Below are 17,670 nucleotides of genomic sequence, written 5' to 3' on the forward strand. Positions count from 1 at the left end.
CTCGCAATGCTCAGCCTCGGCGGGCACAAACCCGTGCTTCCCGGCCGGGACTAACCCACGGAAGAGTCAGGAGAGCCACAAATTCGACGCGATCCCCAAATACGTCGTGTCCCGGGGCACGCCGGACCTCACGTGGCGCGACTCACACCAGCTCGGTCGCGACCTCGCCGCTGAGCTGGCGGTGCTGCGCGAGCGGCACGAGGAGATCCACGTGATCGGCAGCATCGACTTCGCCCGCACTCTCGTCGCGGACGGCTTGTTCGACCAGCTGAACCTCTGGGTGTACCCGATCGTGCTGGGTGCGGGCAAGCGCCTCTTCCCACCCGACGGGCCGCCTGCGTCCCTCGAACTACTCGGCGCCGGGACTCCGTCGGAGAAGGGCACGATTCTCCTGCGCTACGGCTGGAAGGGTTCGACCCCGGAGACCGGCGACATGACCTGAGAAGACTGCTGTCAGATTCACGACCTCGCGCGGAGCCCGACCCGACTGTCGGTGGCCCGGTAGACACTGGACACATGAAGATCGTCATGGTTCCGCCATTGCTCTGCTCTCCCCTCGCTTACGCACCGGTGATCAATACGGTCTGGTCGCGCGGTCAGGTCACCCTGGCCGATACCCGTCACGACGATACGATCGCTGCCATGGCGGAACGAATCCTCCGCGAGAACGCCGGTGAAATCGCTGTTCTCGGAACAAGCATGGGAGGGTACGTCGCCTTGGAAGTGGTCCGGCAGGCACCCGACCGGGTCACTGCCCTCGCCCTTGTGAGCACGACCGCCCGAGCCGACACCCCGGAGCAGATCACCGCGCGGTCCCGGCAGTCCACACTCGTCGAGAACGGACATTTCGACGCTCTCGTCGACGCCGCCTTCCCCGGTGTCGTCTCAGCAGACAACGAGTCTGACGAAACGCTGCTGGCGACGTGGCGAGCCATGACGGCGCCCGTCGGCCCGGCCGCTTTCCTTCGCCAGCAGCGTGCCGTCGTTCAGCGCGCTGACCTCCGCTCGATACTGCCGTCCATAACCTGTCCCACAGCGATCATCCATGGAGCCGCGGATCGTCTGATCGCCCGCGACGCTGCCGAAGAGACCGCCGCCGCAATGCCTGCAGCCACAGTCACCATCATTGAGGGCGCCGGTCACTTGCTCTTTCATGAACAGCCAGCAGCAGCGCGCAACGCCGTAGCCGCCTGGCTCGAGTCAGTGTGAAGCAGCCGTAACCGTCCTCGAACCGTTGCGAGCGGCACACGCTGGCCCGATGAGCCACGGAATGCACGGAATGCACGGAATGCACGGAATGCACGGAGGCTAGCGCGGGGCGAGCCTCCGGTGCAGGCTGAGCGCATGGGCAATCCCGTCGTGCACTTCGAACTCATCGGTCCCGACCCGGCCCGGTTGCGTGAATTCTATTCGGCGCTGTTCGGCTGGGATGCACCCGCGGGCGCCCCGGTGGCACCCGCGATTTCCGCATCCGCTGAATACTCGTTCATCACCCCGGAACCCGGCTGGGCACCGGCAGCCGGCGGAATCGGCGGGGGCGAGGGATTCGCCCCGCACTCGATCTTCTACGTCGGCGTCGCGAGCGTGAGCGACACGCTCGAGGCCGCCCAGCAGCTGGGTGGAACCGTCGCTCTCGGGCCGCAACGCAATGAGGGCGCTGAAATCACCATCGGACACCTCCGGGACCCCGCCGGAAACCTCATCGGCGTCGCCGGCCCCGCTTGACCGATCCTGACGTTGCTGGGGATAGATCTTCTGGCGCGGTGACCTAGCGGTTTTCGTCCCCGCCGCGCGTCCCCGCGTCAGAGCCTTCGCGATCTTCGATCGTCCGGAGTATCCAGGCTCCGGCGATCAGAAGTACGCCAAGCGGAAGCAGAAGGTCGCTCAGCGGTCCGCCCAGGTAGACGACGAAGTCTCTCAGGAAGGTCGAATCTCCCTGAATCGTCTGGGTCCAGGTCGAGATGTTCAGCTGGACGACAAAGCCGATCGCCGCGAGCACGAGTCCGAGAATGAGTGCGGCGCGAGACGTGAGCCGCAGCGGCCAGGTCGGCGCATCTTCCGCGGCTTCCAGTGGATCCCTGATGGTGACCGCTGCTTTGTCCGCCAAAGCGCGCACGACCACCGACGCGACCATCAGGGCCATCCCCAACGGCAGCAGAACGCCGGGGAACAGCACTCCCACGAGCCGCACCAGATCACTCGACAGCCAGTCCGGGTTTACGGCGCCGAACAGAGACGTGTACAGCAACCTGACTGCGACAAGTCCGAGAACGGTCAGAACCAGACCGATCCAGAATCCGCGGGCGGGAGTCAGGGTGCGGGCCATCCTCGATCCCTTCACAGGCCTCTCTGGCCTTTTTCGACATCCGCCTGGAACTGCGCGAACGCCTGCGACAGCTCGGGATTCGAACCCCTAAGCTCGCGAGCCGCCGCCCTGGCACGCGGCCGGGCAGAGAGGAGGTAGAACGCGGCAAGAACGATGACCGCCAGCACCAGTCCCCCACCCGCTATCAGCACAATCATCAAGCCACCTGCAGTCATGAAGAATCCTTCCCCGATTCCGAAACCACTGTCCGCCAAGCATCACACGAATCGCCGGTCAATGCCGCTTTATTCTGAGGGCGTGAATACCCGGTCAGACCAGGGCGGATGGCGTCTCTGCCTGGCGGACGAGGGAAGCCAGCTCGGCGCGGTTCACTGCCCCCATCTTGCGCAGCACGTTCGCGACGTGGAACTTGACCGTGTTCTCGCTGATCGACAGGGCCTCCGCGATCGCACGGTTCCGCGCCCCGGTTGCCACGAGGTCGAGCACGGCCTGCTCACGTACTGTCAGGCCCCATCCGGCCGCCGGCGCAGTGGCTGACGAGGGTGGGTCGAGGGGTAGAGAGACGACAATGTCCGAGCCCCACCCCGGCGTGGCATCCACGTGGAAGTCGCCGTCGAGTGCCGCCACCCGGGCGACGAGTTGGCGTACGCTGGGCGTCTCAGTGGACAAGTCACCCGGACCGTCATCGCGAATGTTGATCAGCAGGTTGTGGCCGTCGCAGTCCCACTGCACCCGCACTCGGGCGACCCCGGGCTGATCGACCAGGGCGAGGACGGCACCGCGCACGATCGCACGTCCGGCGTGGGCGACCTCGCCCGGCAACGCGCGGCCATTGACGGGCGGTTCGATGAACTGCACGTCGAGGTCCCCGAAGCGGGCCAGGGGCCTCAGGTCATTTCGGAGCCGCTCGAACGCCCGGGCGACCGGCTCCTCGGACAGGATGCGGTCGCGGTCGCTCACCGCGCGCAGCTGCACCATGGCGGCGACGGCCAGGTCGATCGCCGTCTGCCGCGCGGCCGCGTCTCCGGTCTGGCGCGAACGCAGAACCGCGAGCAGCAGCTCCAAAGTCGTGGAGTGGGCATCCGTCAATTCGGCGATGAGCGTGGCCCGGTCTCGCGACGCCATCCGCGAATCGCGCAGATAGTCCGGCGCGGCCACGACGACCTGGTTGCGGATGCCCGACGCGACCAGTTCCCAGAGTGCGGCGACGAGGTCCTTCGTTTCACGGACTCCGGTCGGGGTCGCCCCGGTCAGGTCGGGATCGGTCAGGACCAGAAGGGCACCTGTCAAAGCGATCCAGGCCGACATCGTTCGCTCCGACCGGGCCAGCAGCGCCCGTTCGTTCCATATCGATCCGCCTCGCGCCGCAACGGTATCGCGGAGAATGTCGAGTTCCGCGATGGTGACGTGGTCGATGACCTCCGCCTGGCCGGCTTTCTTCTGTGGGCGCCCCGTGCAGTCCTCGGTGAAGATAACCAGGGCGCCGTGCGGGATGCGCTGCTGCAGCAGGGCGGAGAAGGCCCCCGCAATGCCGAGCAGCGGGTTCGCGAGTACCTGCCGGAGCTCGATGAGCAACTCGATCGAAGGGGACTTACTCGCTTCTGACATAGATCAACCCTACTCAAAGTGCGGCAACCTACCCGAAGGAGTAGTCACATCCGCTCGTTCGGGTGGCCTGAGACGCGAACGGTGCAGCGCACGATCGAGAGATGACACCTTCCACTTCATTCGCTCGTACCACCGACTCATTGCGCCGGATTTCCGGCGAAGTCGACGGCATCGTGGAGCGGATCGTCACGGAGTCCCCGAGCGATCTCGACCGGGCCGCGGAGCGGATCCGCACCGCACGTCGGGTCTTCGTGCTCGGTGCCGGGCGCTCGGGCCTGGCCCTGCAGATGACGGCAATGCGCCTGATGCACCTGGGCCTGGATGCGCACGTGGTCGGCGAGGCGACCAGCCCGGCGATCACTGGCCAGGACGTGCTCCTGGTCGCAAGCGGCTCGGGAACGACGGCCGGAATCGTCCGCGCCGCTTCCACCGCGGCAGGCGTCGGAGCAGGCGTCGTCGCCATCACAACGGACCGGACCTCTCCTCTCGGGGAACTCGCGGACGTGATCGTCGTGATCCCGGCCGCAACGAAACAGGACCACGCCGGTGTTCTCTCTACCCAGTACTCCGGAGGACTGTTCGAGCAGTCGCTGGTCCTCGTCGGAGACGCGCTCTTCGACGCGCTTTGGAAGATGTCGGGCGCCACGGCGGAAGAGCTCTGGCCCCGGCACGCGAACCTCGAATAACACCCACCGGATGCCTCCCTGGGCCGCGACCGCGGTGCACCAGGAAGAACCCAGCACAACCGAAGTAAGGAATCAGCAATGAAACTGCAGGTCGCCATGGACGTCACCACTCTCGACGCCGCCCTCACCCTCGCCGCCCAGGTCGCGCCGCACGTCGACATCATCGAACTCGGCACCCCGCTCATCAAGAGCGAAGGGTTGCGCGCCGTCACCGCCATCAAGAACGCGCACCCCGACAAGCTCGTGTTCGCCGATCTGAAGACGATGGATGCCGGCGAGCTCGAGGCCGACCTGGCCTTCACCGCGGGAGCGGACTACGTGACCGTGCTCGGCACCGCCGGAGACAGCACGATCGTCGGTGCGGTCAAGGCCGCCACCGCTCACGGCAAGGGCATCGTCGTCGACCTGATCGGTGTGGCCGACAAGGTCACCAGGGCCCGTGAGGTCACCGGCCTCGGAGCGGTCTTCGTTGAGATGCACGCCGGTCTCGACGAGCAGGCGGAGCCTGGCTTCACCTTCCAGACCCTCCTCAACGACGGCGAGACCGCGAAGGTTCCCTTCTCCGTCGCAGGTGGCGTGAACCTGTCCACGATTCGGGGAGTCCAGCGCGCGGGCGCCACCGTTGCGGTCGCCGGGGGCGCCATCTACGGCGCCGCCGACCCCGCCGCCTCGGCCGCGGAGCTGCGCGCCGCGATCATCTAGGAGTCAGGCGAGCCACCGAGGGTTCATGCAGCCAGCGGTGGCAGCATGGGGCGAACGACGCGGTCACCACCGCATTCACAACAGAAGGAAGCCCGATGACGATCATCAAGATCAACGCGATTACTGTCCCAGCCGACAACGGCGATGAGCTGGCTCGCCGGTTCGCCGCCCGCGCAGGGGCCGTCGACGACGCCCCGGGCTTCGAAGGCTTCGAACTGCTGCAGCCGACCGACGATCGCACCACCTGGCTGGTCATCACGCGCTGGGCCGACGAGGAGTCCTTCCAGGCGTGGTCCACGTCGCCCGCCTTCGCGCACGGGCACCGCAGCGAGGCCCCGCAGGACGGGAAGCCCGCTGCGCGCCCGGTCGGTGTGAGCAGCGAGCTGTGGTCATACACCGTTGCCGGTGGTTCAGCCAACTGAGACGAGGGCCTCCGTCAGGAACCGCGACACGTCGTCGAGTTCTTCTGCGGAGATCGAGTGCGGCAGACCGGCATAGACCTTCTCGGTCAGGGTGCTGTGGCCGGGCAGCCAGGCGCTCGCCCGTGCTGTCGTCTCCGCGGAGATGACCCGGTCGGCATCTCCGTGGCCGAAGAACACCGGCGTGCGTGTAGCCGCAAGGACCTCATCGCCTGGGAGCGTGGCATCGAGGGTGAATCCCGAGAGGACGACCCCGGCGGGGAATCGCCCGGGAGCCTGGCGGAGAAGCTGGGTGACCATGAGGCCGCCCTGCGAGAAGCCGAGGGGAACGACGGGCGTGCCCGGGTGCACGTGGGCGTCCAGCCACGCGAGTACGGCATCCGCTGCCTCGATGACGGACTCTGCGCCCGGGCGCCCCGGCACAGTGATCGGGAACCAGGCGAACCCGCCGGTCGGCAGACCGAGCGGCGCACGCAGCGACACCCAGTCGAACGCGTCGGGCAGGTAGGCGGCGAGGCTCGGCAGGTCGCCTTCGTGCGAACCGTAACCATGCAGAAGCAGCAGGAGTGGGCGGGTCGACGGGAGCGCGGGGTCGACGCCGTCGCGGCGGGCCGTGATCTCGATGGCGGGGCTCACGCCGAGGCCTCGCCGACGGTCAGGGTGACGCGGGTCTTCCAGGGGTCGTCGACGCGGATGCTGGTGCCGTCGTCGTGAAGCGGAATCGCGCGGTGGCGGAGTCGTTCGGCCACAGCATCGAGATCAGCGCGGCCGGGAACGGTGATCGCCACGTCGGCGAGGCCGAGGGTCGCGGCACGCGGACCGACGCCGCGGCTGTTCCAGACATTCATCGCCATGTGGTGGTGGTAGCCGCCGGCACTCACGAACAGCGCGCCGGGGAAGTCGAGGGTCGTTTCGAAGCCGAGGGCGTCGACGTAGAAGCGCCGGGCCATCTCGAGGTCACCGACCTGGAGGTGAACATGGCCGACCTTGGCCGGACCGACGGCCAATTCTCCCCCGTCCGCGGGCAGGTTCTTCTGCAGGAAGGCGCTCGGGTCGAGCGCAAGCGTGTCCATCTGGACCTGGCCGTTCTTGTAGACCCACTCCGACCGGTCCCTGTCGACGTAGAGCTCGATCCCGTTACCCTCAGGGTCGGTGAAGTAGAAGGCATTGCTGACGATGTGGTCAGCGCTGCCGACGAAGCTCGAACGCTGGTCACGGGCGGCCTGGAGCACGGTCGCGGCCAGGCCGGCGCTCGTGTCGAACAGGATGGCGGTGTGGAAGAGTCCGGCCTGGCTGCGGGCGGGAACCGGCAGGCCAGGGGTGTGCTCGAGCACAACGAGCGGGGTCGTGCCGCGACCGAGCACGACGGTGGTGCCCTGCGCGCTGATCGGGTCGAGCGCCAACGCCTCGCGGTAGTAGGAGGACATCAACGCGAGGTCGCCGACGCGCAGCGTGACGGCATCCATGCCTGTCGTCGCCGCGAGGAGGTCGCCTGTGGCGGCGCGGGATCCGGTGAGGTCAGTGGTCAGTGTCATGTTCGTCTCCTGCGGTCGCGTCGGGCTCACAAGTCATGCCCAACCCGCTTAGTTGAACCGACAACCAATACTCTAGCAGCATTACTTGAAGCGTCAAGTAAACTTTCCAGGCCGCTCAGGAGACTCTCGAATTTGCGCTCAGAATGATATTTAAGTCTGACACTCAAACCTCGATGGCCTAAATAAACTGAGTAGATCTCGTATTCGTGTTCGATTCGGGGTAGAATCGGGGTATGGCAGGAGCTTCAGATCCCCAGTCACACACCCCGCAGGCCCACGATTCAGTGGCCGCGGGCGATCAGCCCACCACGGTGGGCCGCGCATCCACCGAGTCGGCCCATCCGGTTGCGGTCGCGGTTGCCGAGGGTTTCGAGGGTGCTGAAGGATTGGCGGGGTCGGTGCCGTCGGTGCATGCGGATGCTGTCGCAAGGCTCGCCGAAGCCCAGGCGGTTCTCGCAGACGCCCTGGCCGCGATCCCGCTGGGGCTGCTCAGCGACACAGAAGCGGTCACGGCGCTGAGCACCGTGGAGGCCATCGGGCGGACGGTGGATGCGGCCCGGGTGAGCACGGCGACGGATGTGGACCGGCGGGCCCGGGTGCTCGGCCGGGAGGGTCTGGCCTGGCGGATGGGCTGCACGGGCCCGTGGGATGTCCTCACCCGGGTGACGCGGGTCTCGGCCCGAGACGTGAAGCGGCGCACGAAGCTCGGCGACGCGGTGTTACCGCGGCCGTGCGGCGGGAGCAGCTGGCTGCCGCCCTTGTTCCCCACGGTCGGGGCCGCCCTGACGGCGGGGGAGATCGGGGTGGAGACGGCGGAGTTGATCGTGGCGGGGTTGCAGGTGATCAGCCACCGGGTGGCCCCGGATGACCTGTTGACGGCGGAGCGGGCCCTGGTCGCGTCCGCGGCCGGGCTGATCACCCCGGAGACCGAGAACCTGGCCGGGGCAGGTGTCCCGGTGACCACGGACCTGATCCGGGGCATGGTCGCGCAGTGGCAGGCAGCCCTGGACCCCGACGGGGTCCTCCCGACCGAGGACCTGTTCGAGGCGAAATCGAACATCGGCTTCGGCCAACTCAAGAACGGGTTGTATCCGGTGAAGGGCGGAGTCACGCCGGAACTGTTCGGGATCATGAACACGATGTTCGACGCCTTCCTCAGCTTCCACGCCCGGCCCGCGTTCCCCACCGCGGAGGAGCAGGCCCTCATGGACTCCGGACAGATGATCCCCGGCGCCGAGACCGCGGGCACCGACAGTGACGTCGGTACGGGCCCGGAGCTCATGGTGATCGAGGCCGAGCTGCGGGAGCGGCGCGCGGACACCCGCACGAGTGGGGAGAAACGCGCGGACATCCTCCGGGCCCTGTTCGAACACGCCGCCCGCGACGAGGACACGCCCAGCATGGGCGGATCCGCCCCGACGGTGATGGTGCACGTGAACGCGGCCGACCTCACCTCCGGGATCGGCGTCGGCTGGATCGACGGGGTTGAGGCCCCGGTATCGCTGAAGACGGTGCACCAGCGCATCTGTGACGGCGGCTTCCAAGGGGTCCTCTTCGGGGAAAACAACCAGGTCCTCAAGCTCGGTCCGGAACGACGGTACTTCAACCGGGCGCAACGCCGGGCGATCACCGCCCGCGACGGCGGCTGCATCATCCCCGGGTGCAAAGCCCCGGCTCACTGGGCCGAAGTACACCACGTGAAGCCCTGGGCGCAGGACGGACCGACCAACGTCGACAACGGTGTCCTACTGTGCTGGTTCCATCACCACAGCATCGACACCTCTGGGTGGGAGATCCGGATGGTGAAGGGCTCACCGCAGGTGCGGGCGCCTGGGTTGATCGACCCGCAACGACTCTGGCGGCCACCGAACAGGCACCGCGCACACCAGGTCCTCACCGGACCACCCAACCGCGACTGACCGAGGCCGAACCCGCCTCACCGTCGTCTTCCCTGACGCGCCGTTCCGGTTCGTCGGGGGCTCGACCCGACGCCGCTCAGGCGGCGTTGAGAACGTTGACGAGCGCTGGGATCGCCGGAATCAACTGGTCGAGATTCGACTCGGCCGAAATGTCCGTCGATAGCTGCAGCCAGTTGACTCCGTCGAAAACGTCGAAGGTATAGCCGCCAGCTTCATTCGGAATCCGGATCACGCCGTCGACCCCGGGAATTGACACCTTCTCGGCGCCGGTCGTCCGCGCGATGTCCTCCTGCGCCCAGGCCCCACCGGGCAACGCGATGACGCTGAAGGATCCAATCTGGCCTTCTGGTATCGGCGACTGCGACCAGCCGCATGCGAATGCGCCTGTGCTCGTTTTGGCCGCGAAACGTCCCTCTGAGCCCTCGGTACCCTCTGAGTCATTGGACCTGACCGCGAGTCCGGGGCTGGAGACAGCGTGCGTGATGTCTGCAGCGGTCGATAGTGCTGCGCAATCCTCGCGCTCCCAGGCGCCGATGGGCGTTGCCGCCACCTCCGGGGTGCCCGCCGCCAATGCGCGACCCGAGAACGTCGCGACAAGCTTTGTCGCTGCGTTACGGGCGTCCTCGTTAACGGTTCCGACTGCCGTATAGACGTCAGCGCTGAGCCAATATCCAGCCACAGTAGCGCTGATGCGGCAGGCCCCCGACTCCGCAGAATCAGCCACGTCGGCTCCATAGCAGGCGATCTGGTCCACCGTGTCGGTCGGTACCGATGCAGCGGCCACCACCACGGCACTGAGATAGGCCGACGTGGGGCTCTCCTCCACGGACCATTGGCAGTCGATGCCACCACGCGCGGGCACCACGGCATAGTAGGGATTCTCCGCAAGTGAGCTCGCCCTGGCCGCCGCCCAACTGGTCACGTGCGTACCAACCGCCGCGGCCACCTCGTCCACAGTGAGGACTGCGGCGCAATCGCCGCCGAAGACAGCGGCCGGGCGGGTCTGCCCGGCCGACGCGGTCGCAGGCGTCGGAGTCTCGGTCGCCAGGTCCGTCGCCGAAACGGAGGCGGGCGAGGCTGGGGCTGGGCCCGTGCAGCCGGCGAGCAGAACCAACCCTGTCAAAGCCACAACACAAGCGGCCGAACGTGAACGAGCGCGCATGTCCATCTCCCCACAATCGCAGCGCCGCAGCGCCCCCGCTTCGAAACCGAGTACAACTGATGTGCTCCGAAGTCCCATTTTCAATCCTAGTGACCGCAGTGCGGCAACGGATAGGCAGGTCAGAGCCGAGAATCAGACTCTACTCCGTGGCAAGAGGAAGACCTGGGACGGCAGGTCGGCCCCGCGGACGCGTTCGGCGCATCCACCTACACCCTGGCTTGCACAGGGTCCACTCCTGAATTCGGAGCAGGCTAGCGGCCCGCGAAGAGCCGGGACAGGAAGCCACCGGACGCCTGTTCGTTCTCGTGCCCGGGGCAGCGCTGCGACTTCGGCACTCCGCGCATGACCTGGTCGACATGTTGGCCACAGCCGGCCCAGGTGGTCTTCCCGCAGGTCTTACAGGTCTTGGCGTGGCACATCGGCAGCTCCTTCGTGGGTGAAAGCACTCACTATACCCCCATGGGTATTGAGAGTGCACGGTCCGCGGTATCCCGCGGGTGTAGTGTCAGAATCAGTCCCCCAATTACCCACGGGGGTATATGCCGGGTTGGCCGAATCGCTGTCCCGGCCGACGAAAGGCACCCCATGAAGATCGTTGTCGTAGGCGGGGTCGCAGCCGGCGCATCCGTCGCCGCCCGCGCCCGCCGTTTGGACGAGTTCGCTGAGATCGTCGTGCTCGAGCGCGGTCATCACGTCTCGTTTGCGAATTGCGGTCTGCCGTACCATGTGGGCGAAGTGATTGCTGATCGCAGCCGCCTGCTCCTGCAAACGCCGGAAAGTCTGCGCGAATCCCTCGACATCGACGTGCGGGTCGGACACGAGGTGCTGCGAATCGACCGTGCCGCGAAGACCGTGACCGTCCGCGAGGTCGACGGCGGCCGCAGCTACGAGGAACCTTATGACGAACTGGCGCTCTGCACGGGCGCCGAACCACTCCGCCCTCCCCTGCCGGGGATAGACCTGCCCGGCGTGCACGTGCTGCGCCGGATCGGCGACATGGACGCCATCAAGGCCCAACTGGATGCCGCGATCGCCCTCGCCGCGACGGGCGCCCGCGGACCCGTGCGCACCGTCGTGATCGGCGCGGGTTACATCGGCCTCGAAATGGCCGAGAACCTCAAGCACCGCGGCGCCCTCGTCGACGTCGTCGAGATGAGCGACCAGATCCTGCCGCCCCTCGACCACGAGATGTCCGTCCCCGTCGAACACCACCTCCGCAGTCGCGGCATCACCCTGCACCTGTCGACTGCGGCCGCCGCATTCGCGGCCCGCCCCGACGGCGGTCTCAACGTCGAGCTCACGGACTCGACCGTCCTGGCGGCCGACCTGGTGATCCTCTCCGCCGGGGTGCGCCCGAACACCACGCTCGCGAAGGCGGCCGGGCTCGAGCTCGGCGCCCGCGGCGGGATCACGGTGGACACGCACATGCGCACCTCCGACCCGCACATCTGGGCGGCAGGCGACTCCGTCGAAACGCCGCACACCGTGCTGCCGGGGCGCTGGCTGGCCCCGCTCGCCGGACCCGCGAACCGCGAAGCCCGGGTCGCCGCCGAGAACATCTGCGGCCGAAACACCGACTACCGCTCAACCCAGGGCACCTCGATCGTGAAGATCTTCGACATGGTCGCCGGCGGAACGGGCGCCACCGAACGGCAACTCCTCGCCGCCGAGGTCCCGTACCGGGCCGTGCACGTGCACCCCTCCGGCCACGCCGGCTACTACCCCGGCACCGCGATGATGCAGCTCAAGGTCCTCTTCGCCCCCGACACCGGGCGCATCCTCGGCGCGCAGGCCGCCGGCTTCGACGGCGTCGACAAGCGCCTCGACGTGCTCGCGACCGCCCTCCGCGGTGGCCAGACCGTCTACGACCTCGAGGAGCTCGAGCTCGCGTACGCTCCTCCGTTCGGTTCCGCGAAGGACCCGGTGAACATGGCCGGCTTCGTCGCGAGCAACGTGCTCCGCGGCGACCTCACCCTCTGGTACGCCCAGGACTACCCGGAAGCGACTGCCGGGGCTCGGCTCATCGACGTGCGCACCCCGGAGGAATTCTCGATCTGGCACCTGCCGGGCGCCGAGAACGTGCCGCTCGGAAGCATCCGCCTCGAATGCGAGCTCTGGGACCGCACCGGGCCGCTGCGCCTGTACTGCGCGGTCGGGTTCCGCAGTTACCTCGCCTACCGCGCGCTCGTGCAACGCGGGTTCACGGATGTCGCCACTCTCTCCGGCGGGTCGGACACCTTCCGGTCGTGGCACGAGGTCGAGCCCGAAAGCGACGAACCCCCGCTGCCGATGACCACCTACGCCGAAGCAGCCGAGTTCACGGCCGCTGCAACGAAGGCCGCCGCGCAGGCCGCCCTGCTCGCCAACGGCACCGGCGTGCAGGTCGACCTGGACTGCTCCGGACTCGCCTGCCCAGGCCCGATCATGAAGCTATCCGAGAAGATGAAGACACTGGATGCCGGCGACGAGGTTGTCGTGCACGTGTCCGACCCCGGGTTCGCCAGTGACGCTCCGGCCTGGGCCAGGCGGAACGGACACGAGCTCGTCGCCATTTCGCCGGAGGGCCCTGGCTACGTCGCGACCATGCGGAAGGGCGGGGCCGCTCTGGCGACCCGGCCTGCGGCATCCGTCGGCATCGTGAGCTCGCCGACACCCAACAAGACCTCCTTCGTGGTGTTCTCCGGCGACCTCGACAAGGTGCTGGCCGCCTTCATCATCGCCAACGGGGCGATCGCGATGGGCGAAGAGGTCTCGATGTTCTTCACGTTCTGGGGGCTCAACTCCCTGCGCCGCACGGACCCGCCCAAGCGGGAACGCAAACTGATGGACAAGATGTTCGCCACCATGATGCCCTCGAGCGCGGGCAGCATGCCGCTGTCGCAGATGAATATGCTCGGTGCCGGTGCGGCACTGATCAAGAAGGTCATGCGGGACAACTCGGTCTCGTCGCTGCCCGATCTCATCACGTCCGCGCAGGCCGGCGGGGCGCGCCTGATCGCGTGCACGATGACGATGGACCTGCTCGGGATCGCTCCGACCGACCTGATGGACGGCGTCGAACTCGGCGGCGTCGCGACCTTCCTCGGGGAGGCGGCCGAGTCGACGACGACGCTGTTCATCTGATCGGGTCAGAACGCGCATCCGCCCGGCCAGCAGAAACAGGCTGACCGGGCGGAGGACGTACGTGCTCTGCGGTTACAGGATGAAGAGCATCTCCTGGTAGGTCGGGAGCGGCCACAGGTCGTCCGCGACGATCTCTTCGAGGGCATCTGCGGCGGCGCGGACCGCGGACATCGCCGGAAGCAGCGCGTCGCGAGCGTGCTCGGCCTCGCCGAGTGCGGTCTCTTCCGATCCGCCGGCCAGCGCGTCCCGGAGCACGGCGAGCGCGGACCGGAGCTTGGTGATCGGGGCGGACACCTCGCTCAGTGCGGCGTGGTCGGGTTCAACGCCGGCGGCCGTGAGGGCGCCGATGTTGATCGCGAGTTCGGTCTGGTGACGCACGGCGGCGGGGAGGATGACCGTCGCCCCCATCTCGAGCGTGAGGCGCGCCTCGACACCGATGGTGAGAGCGTACTGTTCGAGGCCGATCTCATAACGGCTGTGCATCTCGCGGTGGTTGAAGACCCTGTACTTGTCGAACAGGTCCATTGCCGACTCGGTGATGAGTTCGGGCAGCGCGTCGAGGGTCGTGCGCAGGTTTGCGAGCCCGCGCTTCTCCGCCTCGATCGGCCAGGCATCGGAGTACCCGTCGCCGTTGAACACGACGGCGCCGTGGTCGGTGATGATCTGGGTGAGCAGGCTCTGCACGGCCGTGTCGAAGTCAGTGCCACCGGCGACGGCGGCCTCGAGCTCGGTCGCCGCGTAATCGAGCGACTCGGCCATGATCGTGTTGATCGTCACCATCGGGCCGGCGACGGTCTGCATCGAACCGGGGGCACGGAACTCGAACCGGTTCCCGGTGAACGCGAACGGGCTCGTACGGTTGCGGTCGCCCGGGTCGGTCGGCAGCACCGGGAGCGTGTCGACGCCGATCACCATCGAGCCCTTGTCCTTGGACGAGGTTGCCGGGCCCTGGGCGATCTGCTCGAAGACGTCGGCGAGCTGGTCGCCGAGGAAGATCGAGATGATCGCCGGCGGGGCCTCGTTGGCGCCGAGGCGGTGGTCGTTGGTCGCGGAGGCGACCGAGGCGCGGAGAAGTCCGGCGTACTTGTGCACCGCGCGGATGACGGCGGCGCAGAACACCAGGAACTGGGCGTTGTCGTGCGGGTTGTCTCCCGGGACGAGAAGGCTGCCGAGCTCGTTGTTGCCGAGCGAGAAGTTGACGTGCTTGCCCGAGCCGTTGACGCCCTGGAAGGGCTTCTCGTGGAACAGGCAGGCCATCCCGTGCTTCTTGGCGACTGACTTGAAAGTCGTCATGAGCAGCTGCTGGTGGTCGGCGGCGATGTTTCCGCGCTCGAACATCGGCGCGATCTCGAACTGGCCGGGGGCGACCTCGTTGTGCCGGGTCTTCGCGGGGATCCCGAGCTTGAAGAGCTCCCGCTCGGTGTCCATCATGAAGCCGAGCACCCGCTCGGGGATGGCGCCGAAGTAGTGGTCGTCGAACTCCTGGCCCTTGGGCGGCTTCGCGCCGAACAGGGTACGGCCGGAGTTGAGCAGGTCGGGGCGGGCGAGGAAGAAGTGCCGGTCGACGAGGAAGTACTCCTGCTCGGGGCCGCAGAACGAGACGACGCGGGCAGGATCGGTGTGCCCGAAGAGGCGCAGGATGCGTTCGGCATGTTCGCCCATCGCCTGCTGCGAGCGCAGCAGCGGGGTCTTGTGGTCGAGCGCTTCGCCGGTCATCGAGACGAAGACCGTCGGGATGCAGAGGGTGTTGCCGTTCGGGTTCTCGAGCACGTATGCCGGGCTCGTCACGTCCCAGCCGGTGTACCCGCGAGCCTCGAAGGTGTTGCGCAGGCCGCCGTTGGGGAAGCTCGATGCGTCGGGCTCGCCCTGCACGAGGGTCTTGCCCGCGAATTCGGCGAGCGCCGTGCCATCGCCGACGGGCTCGAAGAAGCTGTCGTGCTTCTCCGCTGTCAGCCCGGTGAGCGGGTAGAAGACGTGGGCGTAATGGGTCGCACCCTTTTCGAGCGCCCAGTCCTTCATCGCGGATGCGACGGCATCCGCTACGAGCGGATCGAGCCTGGCGCCGTTTTCGATCGTCGCCATCACGGACTTATAGACGGATTTCGGCAGCCGCTTCTGCATGACGACCTTGTTGAAGACGTTTTCGCCGAAGATCTCTCCCGGCGTCTCAGTCGCTGTATAGCTCGGGGCCGGAGGAACATAAGCCCTTACATCCCTGATCGCTTGACGGCGGGCGCTGTTTCCACTCATGAATACCCCTTTGCTACGGCATGCTGCTCCGCGACTAGGTGCGGATTCGGATGCGCCTAAATCTAGGGAGGTCGCGTGGCGAGGATGTTTCCGATGAATGACGGTTTCAGTCACCAGAACCCCGCGCCGGCCTCTCTTCCAGATTAAACCTGTCCGAAACACTGCATTGACTCGCCGAAACGCGACGCGTTTATGTTGGACGCATGTCCGATAAAACTGCCACGGCGACTGCAGCCCCGGAAACCGCCATCGGGCGGCCGCTGCTCTCGATCCAGAACCTGTCCATCTCCTTCCGGACCGCCCAGGGGGTGTTCACCGCGGTCTCCGACGCGAACCTCGAGCTGTCCGCACGGTCCACGCTCGCCGTCGTCGGCGAGTCGGGCTCGGGCAAGTCGACGATGTCCGCGGCGATCAACCGCCTGCTCGCACCGAACGCGACCATCACCTCCGGGAAAATCCTCTTCAACGGCGTCGACCTCGCCCACGCCTCCGAGGCGCAGATGGCCGGGGTGCGCGGGGCCGGCATCGGCCTCGTGCCGCAGGACCCGATGTCGAACCTCGACCCGGTCTACCGGATCGGCCACCAGATCACCGAGGCCCTCGAGGCGCATGGCGCAACGCCTTCCGCCGCACGCATCCGGGCGATCGAGCTGCTCAGGATGGTCGGAATCCCCGAGCCCGAACGCCGCTTCCGGCAGTTCCCGCACGAATTCAGCGGCGGCATGCGTCAGCGCGTGCTCATTGCGATCGGGCTCGCCTGCCGCCCACAGCTCCTCATTGCTGATGAGCCGACGAGTGCCCTCGACGTCACCGTGCAGCGGCAGGTCCTCGACCAGCTCTCGGCACTGACGGAGGAAATGGGCACAGCGCTCTTCATGATCACGCACGACCTCGCCCTCGCGGCCGAGCGCGCCGACGAGGTGCTCGTCATGTTCCGTGGCAGCATCGTCGAGCATGGCCCGGCACGCCAGATCCTGGAGGATCCCCAGCACGAATACACGAAGCGCCTGCTCCTGGCGGCGCCGAGCCTCGCCGTGCGCCGCGGGGAGACGCGGGCGGCGACGCCCTACGCGACGCATCAGGCCGCAGGAACGGGCCATGTCGATAACATCATCGAGCTCTCCGAGGTACGCAAGGAGTTCGTCGTGCGCAGCGGGTTCCTGTCGCGCCCGCAGCGGTTCGTCGCCCTCGCCGGCTCGACCTTCAGCATCCCCCGCGGCAGCACCGTCGCGATCGTCGGCGAGTCCGGCTCGGGTAAGTCGACGACGACGAGACTCGTGCTCGGGCTCGACGCACCGACCTCCGGGTCGATCACCTTCGAAGGCGCCGAGACAAGCGGCTTCACGAAGAAGGAACTCCTCGACTTCCGTCGCCGGGTCCAGCCGGTGTTCCAGAACCCGTTCGCCTCGCTCGACGCACTCTTCACGGTCGGCGCGACCATCGTCGAACCCCTCGTCGTCCACGGTTGGGGCACGAAGGAATCCCGGGCTGTCCAGCTGCTCGAACTACTCGACGCGGTCGCCCTCCCCGCAGAGACCGCAGACCGCTACCCGCACGAACTCTCCGGTGGCCAGCGCCAGCGCGTCGCCATCGCACGCGCGCTCGCGCTGCGGCCGGAACTCATCGTGCTCGACGAGGCGGTGTCCGCCCTCGATGTTCTCGTGCAGGCGCAGATCCTCGACCTGCTGATGCGACTCCAGCATGAATTCGGCCTGAGCTACCTGTTCATCAGCCACGACCTCGCCGTCGTGCGGCAGATCAGCGACTTCGTGCACGTGATGCGGAACGGCGTCATCGTGGAGAGCGGCACCCCGGAGGAGATCTTCGACTCGCCCCGGGAGTCGTACACGCGGGAGCTGCTCGCCGCGATCCCCGGCGCCCGCATCGCGAGCTGACCCCCGCCGGACCAACGAAGCGGCGCCCGGACACAGTCCGGGCGC

17 protein-coding genes are annotated in these 17,670 nt (G+C 67.3%); 9 read left to right on the forward strand and 8 right to left on the reverse strand.

All coding sequences use genetic code 11. The annotated features are described in order from the left end of the window. The 3 genes from QN345_RS06945 to QN345_RS06955 all read left to right on the forward strand — a co-directional run. The coding region (locus QN345_RS06945; RefSeq protein ID WP_323508533.1) for a dihydrofolate reductase family protein at nucleotides 1-442 on the forward strand (442 nt) is incomplete at its 5' end. A gap of 86 nt (nucleotides 443-528) precedes the next feature. Then, entirely contained in the window at nucleotides 529-1,209 is a 681-nt protein-coding gene (locus QN345_RS06950) for an alpha/beta fold hydrolase (protein WP_241980945.1), read from the forward strand. Between the two features lie 135 nt (nucleotides 1,210-1,344). Then, nucleotides 1,345-1,725, forward strand: coding sequence for a VOC family protein (locus QN345_RS06955; RefSeq protein ID WP_322136307.1), 381 nt, complete (start codon nucleotides 1,345-1,347; stop codon nucleotides 1,723-1,725). A gap of 43 nt (nucleotides 1,726-1,768) precedes the next feature. On the opposite strand, the gene QN345_RS06960 is transcribed toward QN345_RS06955, so the two are convergent. From QN345_RS06960 to QN345_RS06970, 3 genes are all read right to left on the reverse strand, one after another. Next, nucleotides 1,769-2,326 (reverse strand): hypothetical protein, encoded by a 558-nt coding sequence (locus tag QN345_RS06960; protein WP_322136308.1) that lies wholly within the window; start codon nucleotides 2,324-2,326, stop codon nucleotides 1,769-1,771. Between the two features lie 11 nt (nucleotides 2,327-2,337). Then, nucleotides 2,338-2,541, reverse strand: coding sequence for a hypothetical protein (locus QN345_RS06965; protein WP_134561807.1), 204 nt, complete (start codon nucleotides 2,539-2,541; stop codon nucleotides 2,338-2,340). 94 nt (nucleotides 2,542-2,635) lie between these two features. Beyond that, a complete protein-coding gene (locus QN345_RS06970; RefSeq protein WP_322189571.1) occupies nucleotides 2,636-3,934 on the reverse strand; it encodes a LuxR C-terminal-related transcriptional regulator in 1,299 nt (432 codons plus the stop codon). A gap of 101 nt (nucleotides 3,935-4,035) precedes the next feature. Between QN345_RS06970 and hxlB the strand changes: the two genes are divergently transcribed. From hxlB to QN345_RS06985, 3 genes are all read left to right on the forward strand, one after another. Continuing rightward, nucleotides 4,036-4,620, forward strand: a complete 585-nt coding sequence (hxlB, locus tag QN345_RS06975) for a 6-phospho-3-hexuloisomerase (RefSeq protein WP_322140683.1) — start codon at nucleotides 4,036-4,038, stop codon at nucleotides 4,618-4,620. Between the two features lie 78 nt (nucleotides 4,621-4,698). Next, nucleotides 4,699-5,322: a 3-hexulose-6-phosphate synthase gene (gene hxlA, locus QN345_RS06980; RefSeq protein WP_134558723.1), complete on the forward strand. Its 624-nt coding sequence runs from the start codon at nucleotides 4,699-4,701 to the stop codon at nucleotides 5,320-5,322. 95 nt (nucleotides 5,323-5,417) lie between these two features. Beyond that, a complete protein-coding gene (locus QN345_RS06985) occupies nucleotides 5,418-5,744 on the forward strand; it encodes an antibiotic biosynthesis monooxygenase family protein (RefSeq protein ID WP_134447179.1) in 327 nt (108 codons plus the stop codon). On the opposite strand, the gene QN345_RS06990 is transcribed toward QN345_RS06985, so the two are convergent. Together QN345_RS06990 and QN345_RS06995 are read right to left on the reverse strand one after the other, a co-directional pair. After that, nucleotides 5,733-6,377, reverse strand: coding sequence for a phospholipase (locus tag QN345_RS06990; protein ID WP_322189570.1), 645 nt, complete (start codon nucleotides 6,375-6,377; stop codon nucleotides 5,733-5,735). The two genes, QN345_RS06985 and QN345_RS06990, sit on opposite strands and share 12 nt — an antisense overlap. Beyond that, nucleotides 6,374-7,276, reverse strand: coding sequence for a VOC family protein (locus QN345_RS06995; protein ID WP_322140682.1), 903 nt, complete (start codon nucleotides 7,274-7,276; stop codon nucleotides 6,374-6,376). The genes QN345_RS06990 and QN345_RS06995 overlap by 4 nt, the downstream gene beginning before the upstream one ends. A 233-nt stretch (nucleotides 7,277-7,509) precedes the next feature. Between QN345_RS06995 and QN345_RS07000 the strand changes: the two genes are divergently transcribed. After that, nucleotides 7,510-9,195 carry an HNH endonuclease signature motif containing protein gene (locus QN345_RS07000; RefSeq protein ID WP_322136314.1) on the forward strand — a complete coding sequence of 562 codons (1,686 nt, stop codon included), beginning with the start codon at nucleotides 7,510-7,512 and terminating at the stop codon, nucleotides 9,193-9,195. Nucleotides 9,196-9,271: 76 nt separating this feature from the next. On the opposite strand, the gene QN345_RS07005 is transcribed toward QN345_RS07000, so the two are convergent. After that, nucleotides 9,272-10,150: a hypothetical protein gene (locus tag QN345_RS07005; RefSeq protein WP_322189569.1), complete on the reverse strand. Its 879-nt coding sequence runs from the start codon at nucleotides 10,148-10,150 to the stop codon at nucleotides 9,272-9,274. A gap of 458 nt (nucleotides 10,151-10,608) precedes the next feature. Beyond that, nucleotides 10,609-10,776: a hypothetical protein gene (locus QN345_RS07010; RefSeq protein WP_134447189.1), complete on the reverse strand. Its 168-nt coding sequence runs from the start codon at nucleotides 10,774-10,776 to the stop codon at nucleotides 10,609-10,611. A 166-nt stretch (nucleotides 10,777-10,942) separates the two neighbouring features. On the opposite strand from QN345_RS07010, the gene QN345_RS07015 reads away from it, so the two are divergent. Continuing rightward, nucleotides 10,943-13,480: an FAD-dependent oxidoreductase gene (locus QN345_RS07015; RefSeq protein ID WP_322136316.1), complete on the forward strand. Its 2,538-nt coding sequence runs from the start codon at nucleotides 10,943-10,945 to the stop codon at nucleotides 13,478-13,480. A gap of 72 nt (nucleotides 13,481-13,552) precedes the next feature. Here the strand turns inward: QN345_RS07015 and QN345_RS07020 are convergent, their stop codons facing one another. Continuing rightward, nucleotides 13,553-15,730 (reverse strand): glutamine synthetase III, encoded by a 2,178-nt coding sequence (locus tag QN345_RS07020; protein ID WP_134447193.1) that lies wholly within the window; start codon nucleotides 15,728-15,730, stop codon nucleotides 13,553-13,555. 203 nt (nucleotides 15,731-15,933) lie between these two features. Between QN345_RS07020 and QN345_RS07025 the strand changes: the two genes are divergently transcribed. Next, the gene (locus QN345_RS07025; RefSeq protein WP_322140681.1) at nucleotides 15,934-17,625 is read left to right on the forward strand and encodes an ABC transporter ATP-binding protein; all 1,692 of its coding nucleotides are present in this window, start codon (nucleotides 15,934-15,936) and stop codon (nucleotides 17,623-17,625) included. Nucleotides 17,626-17,670: the final 45 nt, after the last annotated feature.

Origin of the sequence: Cryobacterium sp. 10I1 (assembly GCF_035019805.1) — a bacterium.
GTDB classification, from domain to species: Bacteria; Actinomycetota; Actinomycetes; order Actinomycetales; family Microbacteriaceae; genus Cryobacterium; species Cryobacterium glucosi.

Bases quoted from the DNA above. Each gene is read 5' to 3' on its own strand.
- hxlA (WP_134558723.1), top strand. From the start codon at position 4,699: ATGAAACTGCAGGTCGCCATGGACGTCACCACTCTCGACGCCGCCCTC.
- QN345_RS07020 (WP_134447193.1), bottom strand. From the start codon at position 15,730: ATGAGTGGAAACAGCGCCCGCCGTCAAGCGATCAGGGATGTAAGGGCT.
- QN345_RS06955 (WP_322136307.1), top strand. From the start codon at position 1,345: ATGGGCAATCCCGTCGTGCACTTCGAACTCATCGGTCCCGACCCGGCC.
- hxlB (WP_322140683.1), top strand. From the start codon at position 4,036: ATGACACCTTCCACTTCATTCGCTCGTACCACCGACTCATTGCGCCGG.
- QN345_RS06950 (WP_241980945.1), top strand. From the start codon at position 529: ATGGTTCCGCCATTGCTCTGCTCTCCCCTCGCTTACGCACCGGTGATC.
- QN345_RS07010 (WP_134447189.1), bottom strand. From the start codon at position 10,776: ATGTGCCACGCCAAGACCTGTAAGACCTGCGGGAAGACCACCTGGGCC.
- QN345_RS07015 (WP_322136316.1), top strand. From the start codon at position 10,943: ATGAAGATCGTTGTCGTAGGCGGGGTCGCAGCCGGCGCATCCGTCGCC.
- QN345_RS06985 (WP_134447179.1), top strand. From the start codon at position 5,418: ATGACGATCATCAAGATCAACGCGATTACTGTCCCAGCCGACAACGGC.
- QN345_RS06960 (WP_322136308.1), bottom strand. From the start codon at position 2,326: ATGGCCCGCACCCTGACTCCCGCCCGCGGATTCTGGATCGGTCTGGTT.
- QN345_RS07000 (WP_322136314.1), top strand. From the start codon at position 7,510: ATGGCAGGAGCTTCAGATCCCCAGTCACACACCCCGCAGGCCCACGAT.
- QN345_RS06965 (WP_134561807.1), bottom strand. From the start codon at position 2,541: ATGACTGCAGGTGGCTTGATGATTGTGCTGATAGCGGGTGGGGGACTG.
- QN345_RS06970 (WP_322189571.1), bottom strand. From the start codon at position 3,934: ATGTCAGAAGCGAGTAAGTCCCCTTCGATCGAGTTGCTCATCGAGCTC.
- QN345_RS06995 (WP_322140682.1), bottom strand. From the start codon at position 7,276: ATGACACTGACCACTGACCTCACCGGATCCCGCGCCGCCACAGGCGAC.
- QN345_RS07025 (WP_322140681.1), top strand. From the start codon at position 15,934: ATGTCCGATAAAACTGCCACGGCGACTGCAGCCCCGGAAACCGCCATC.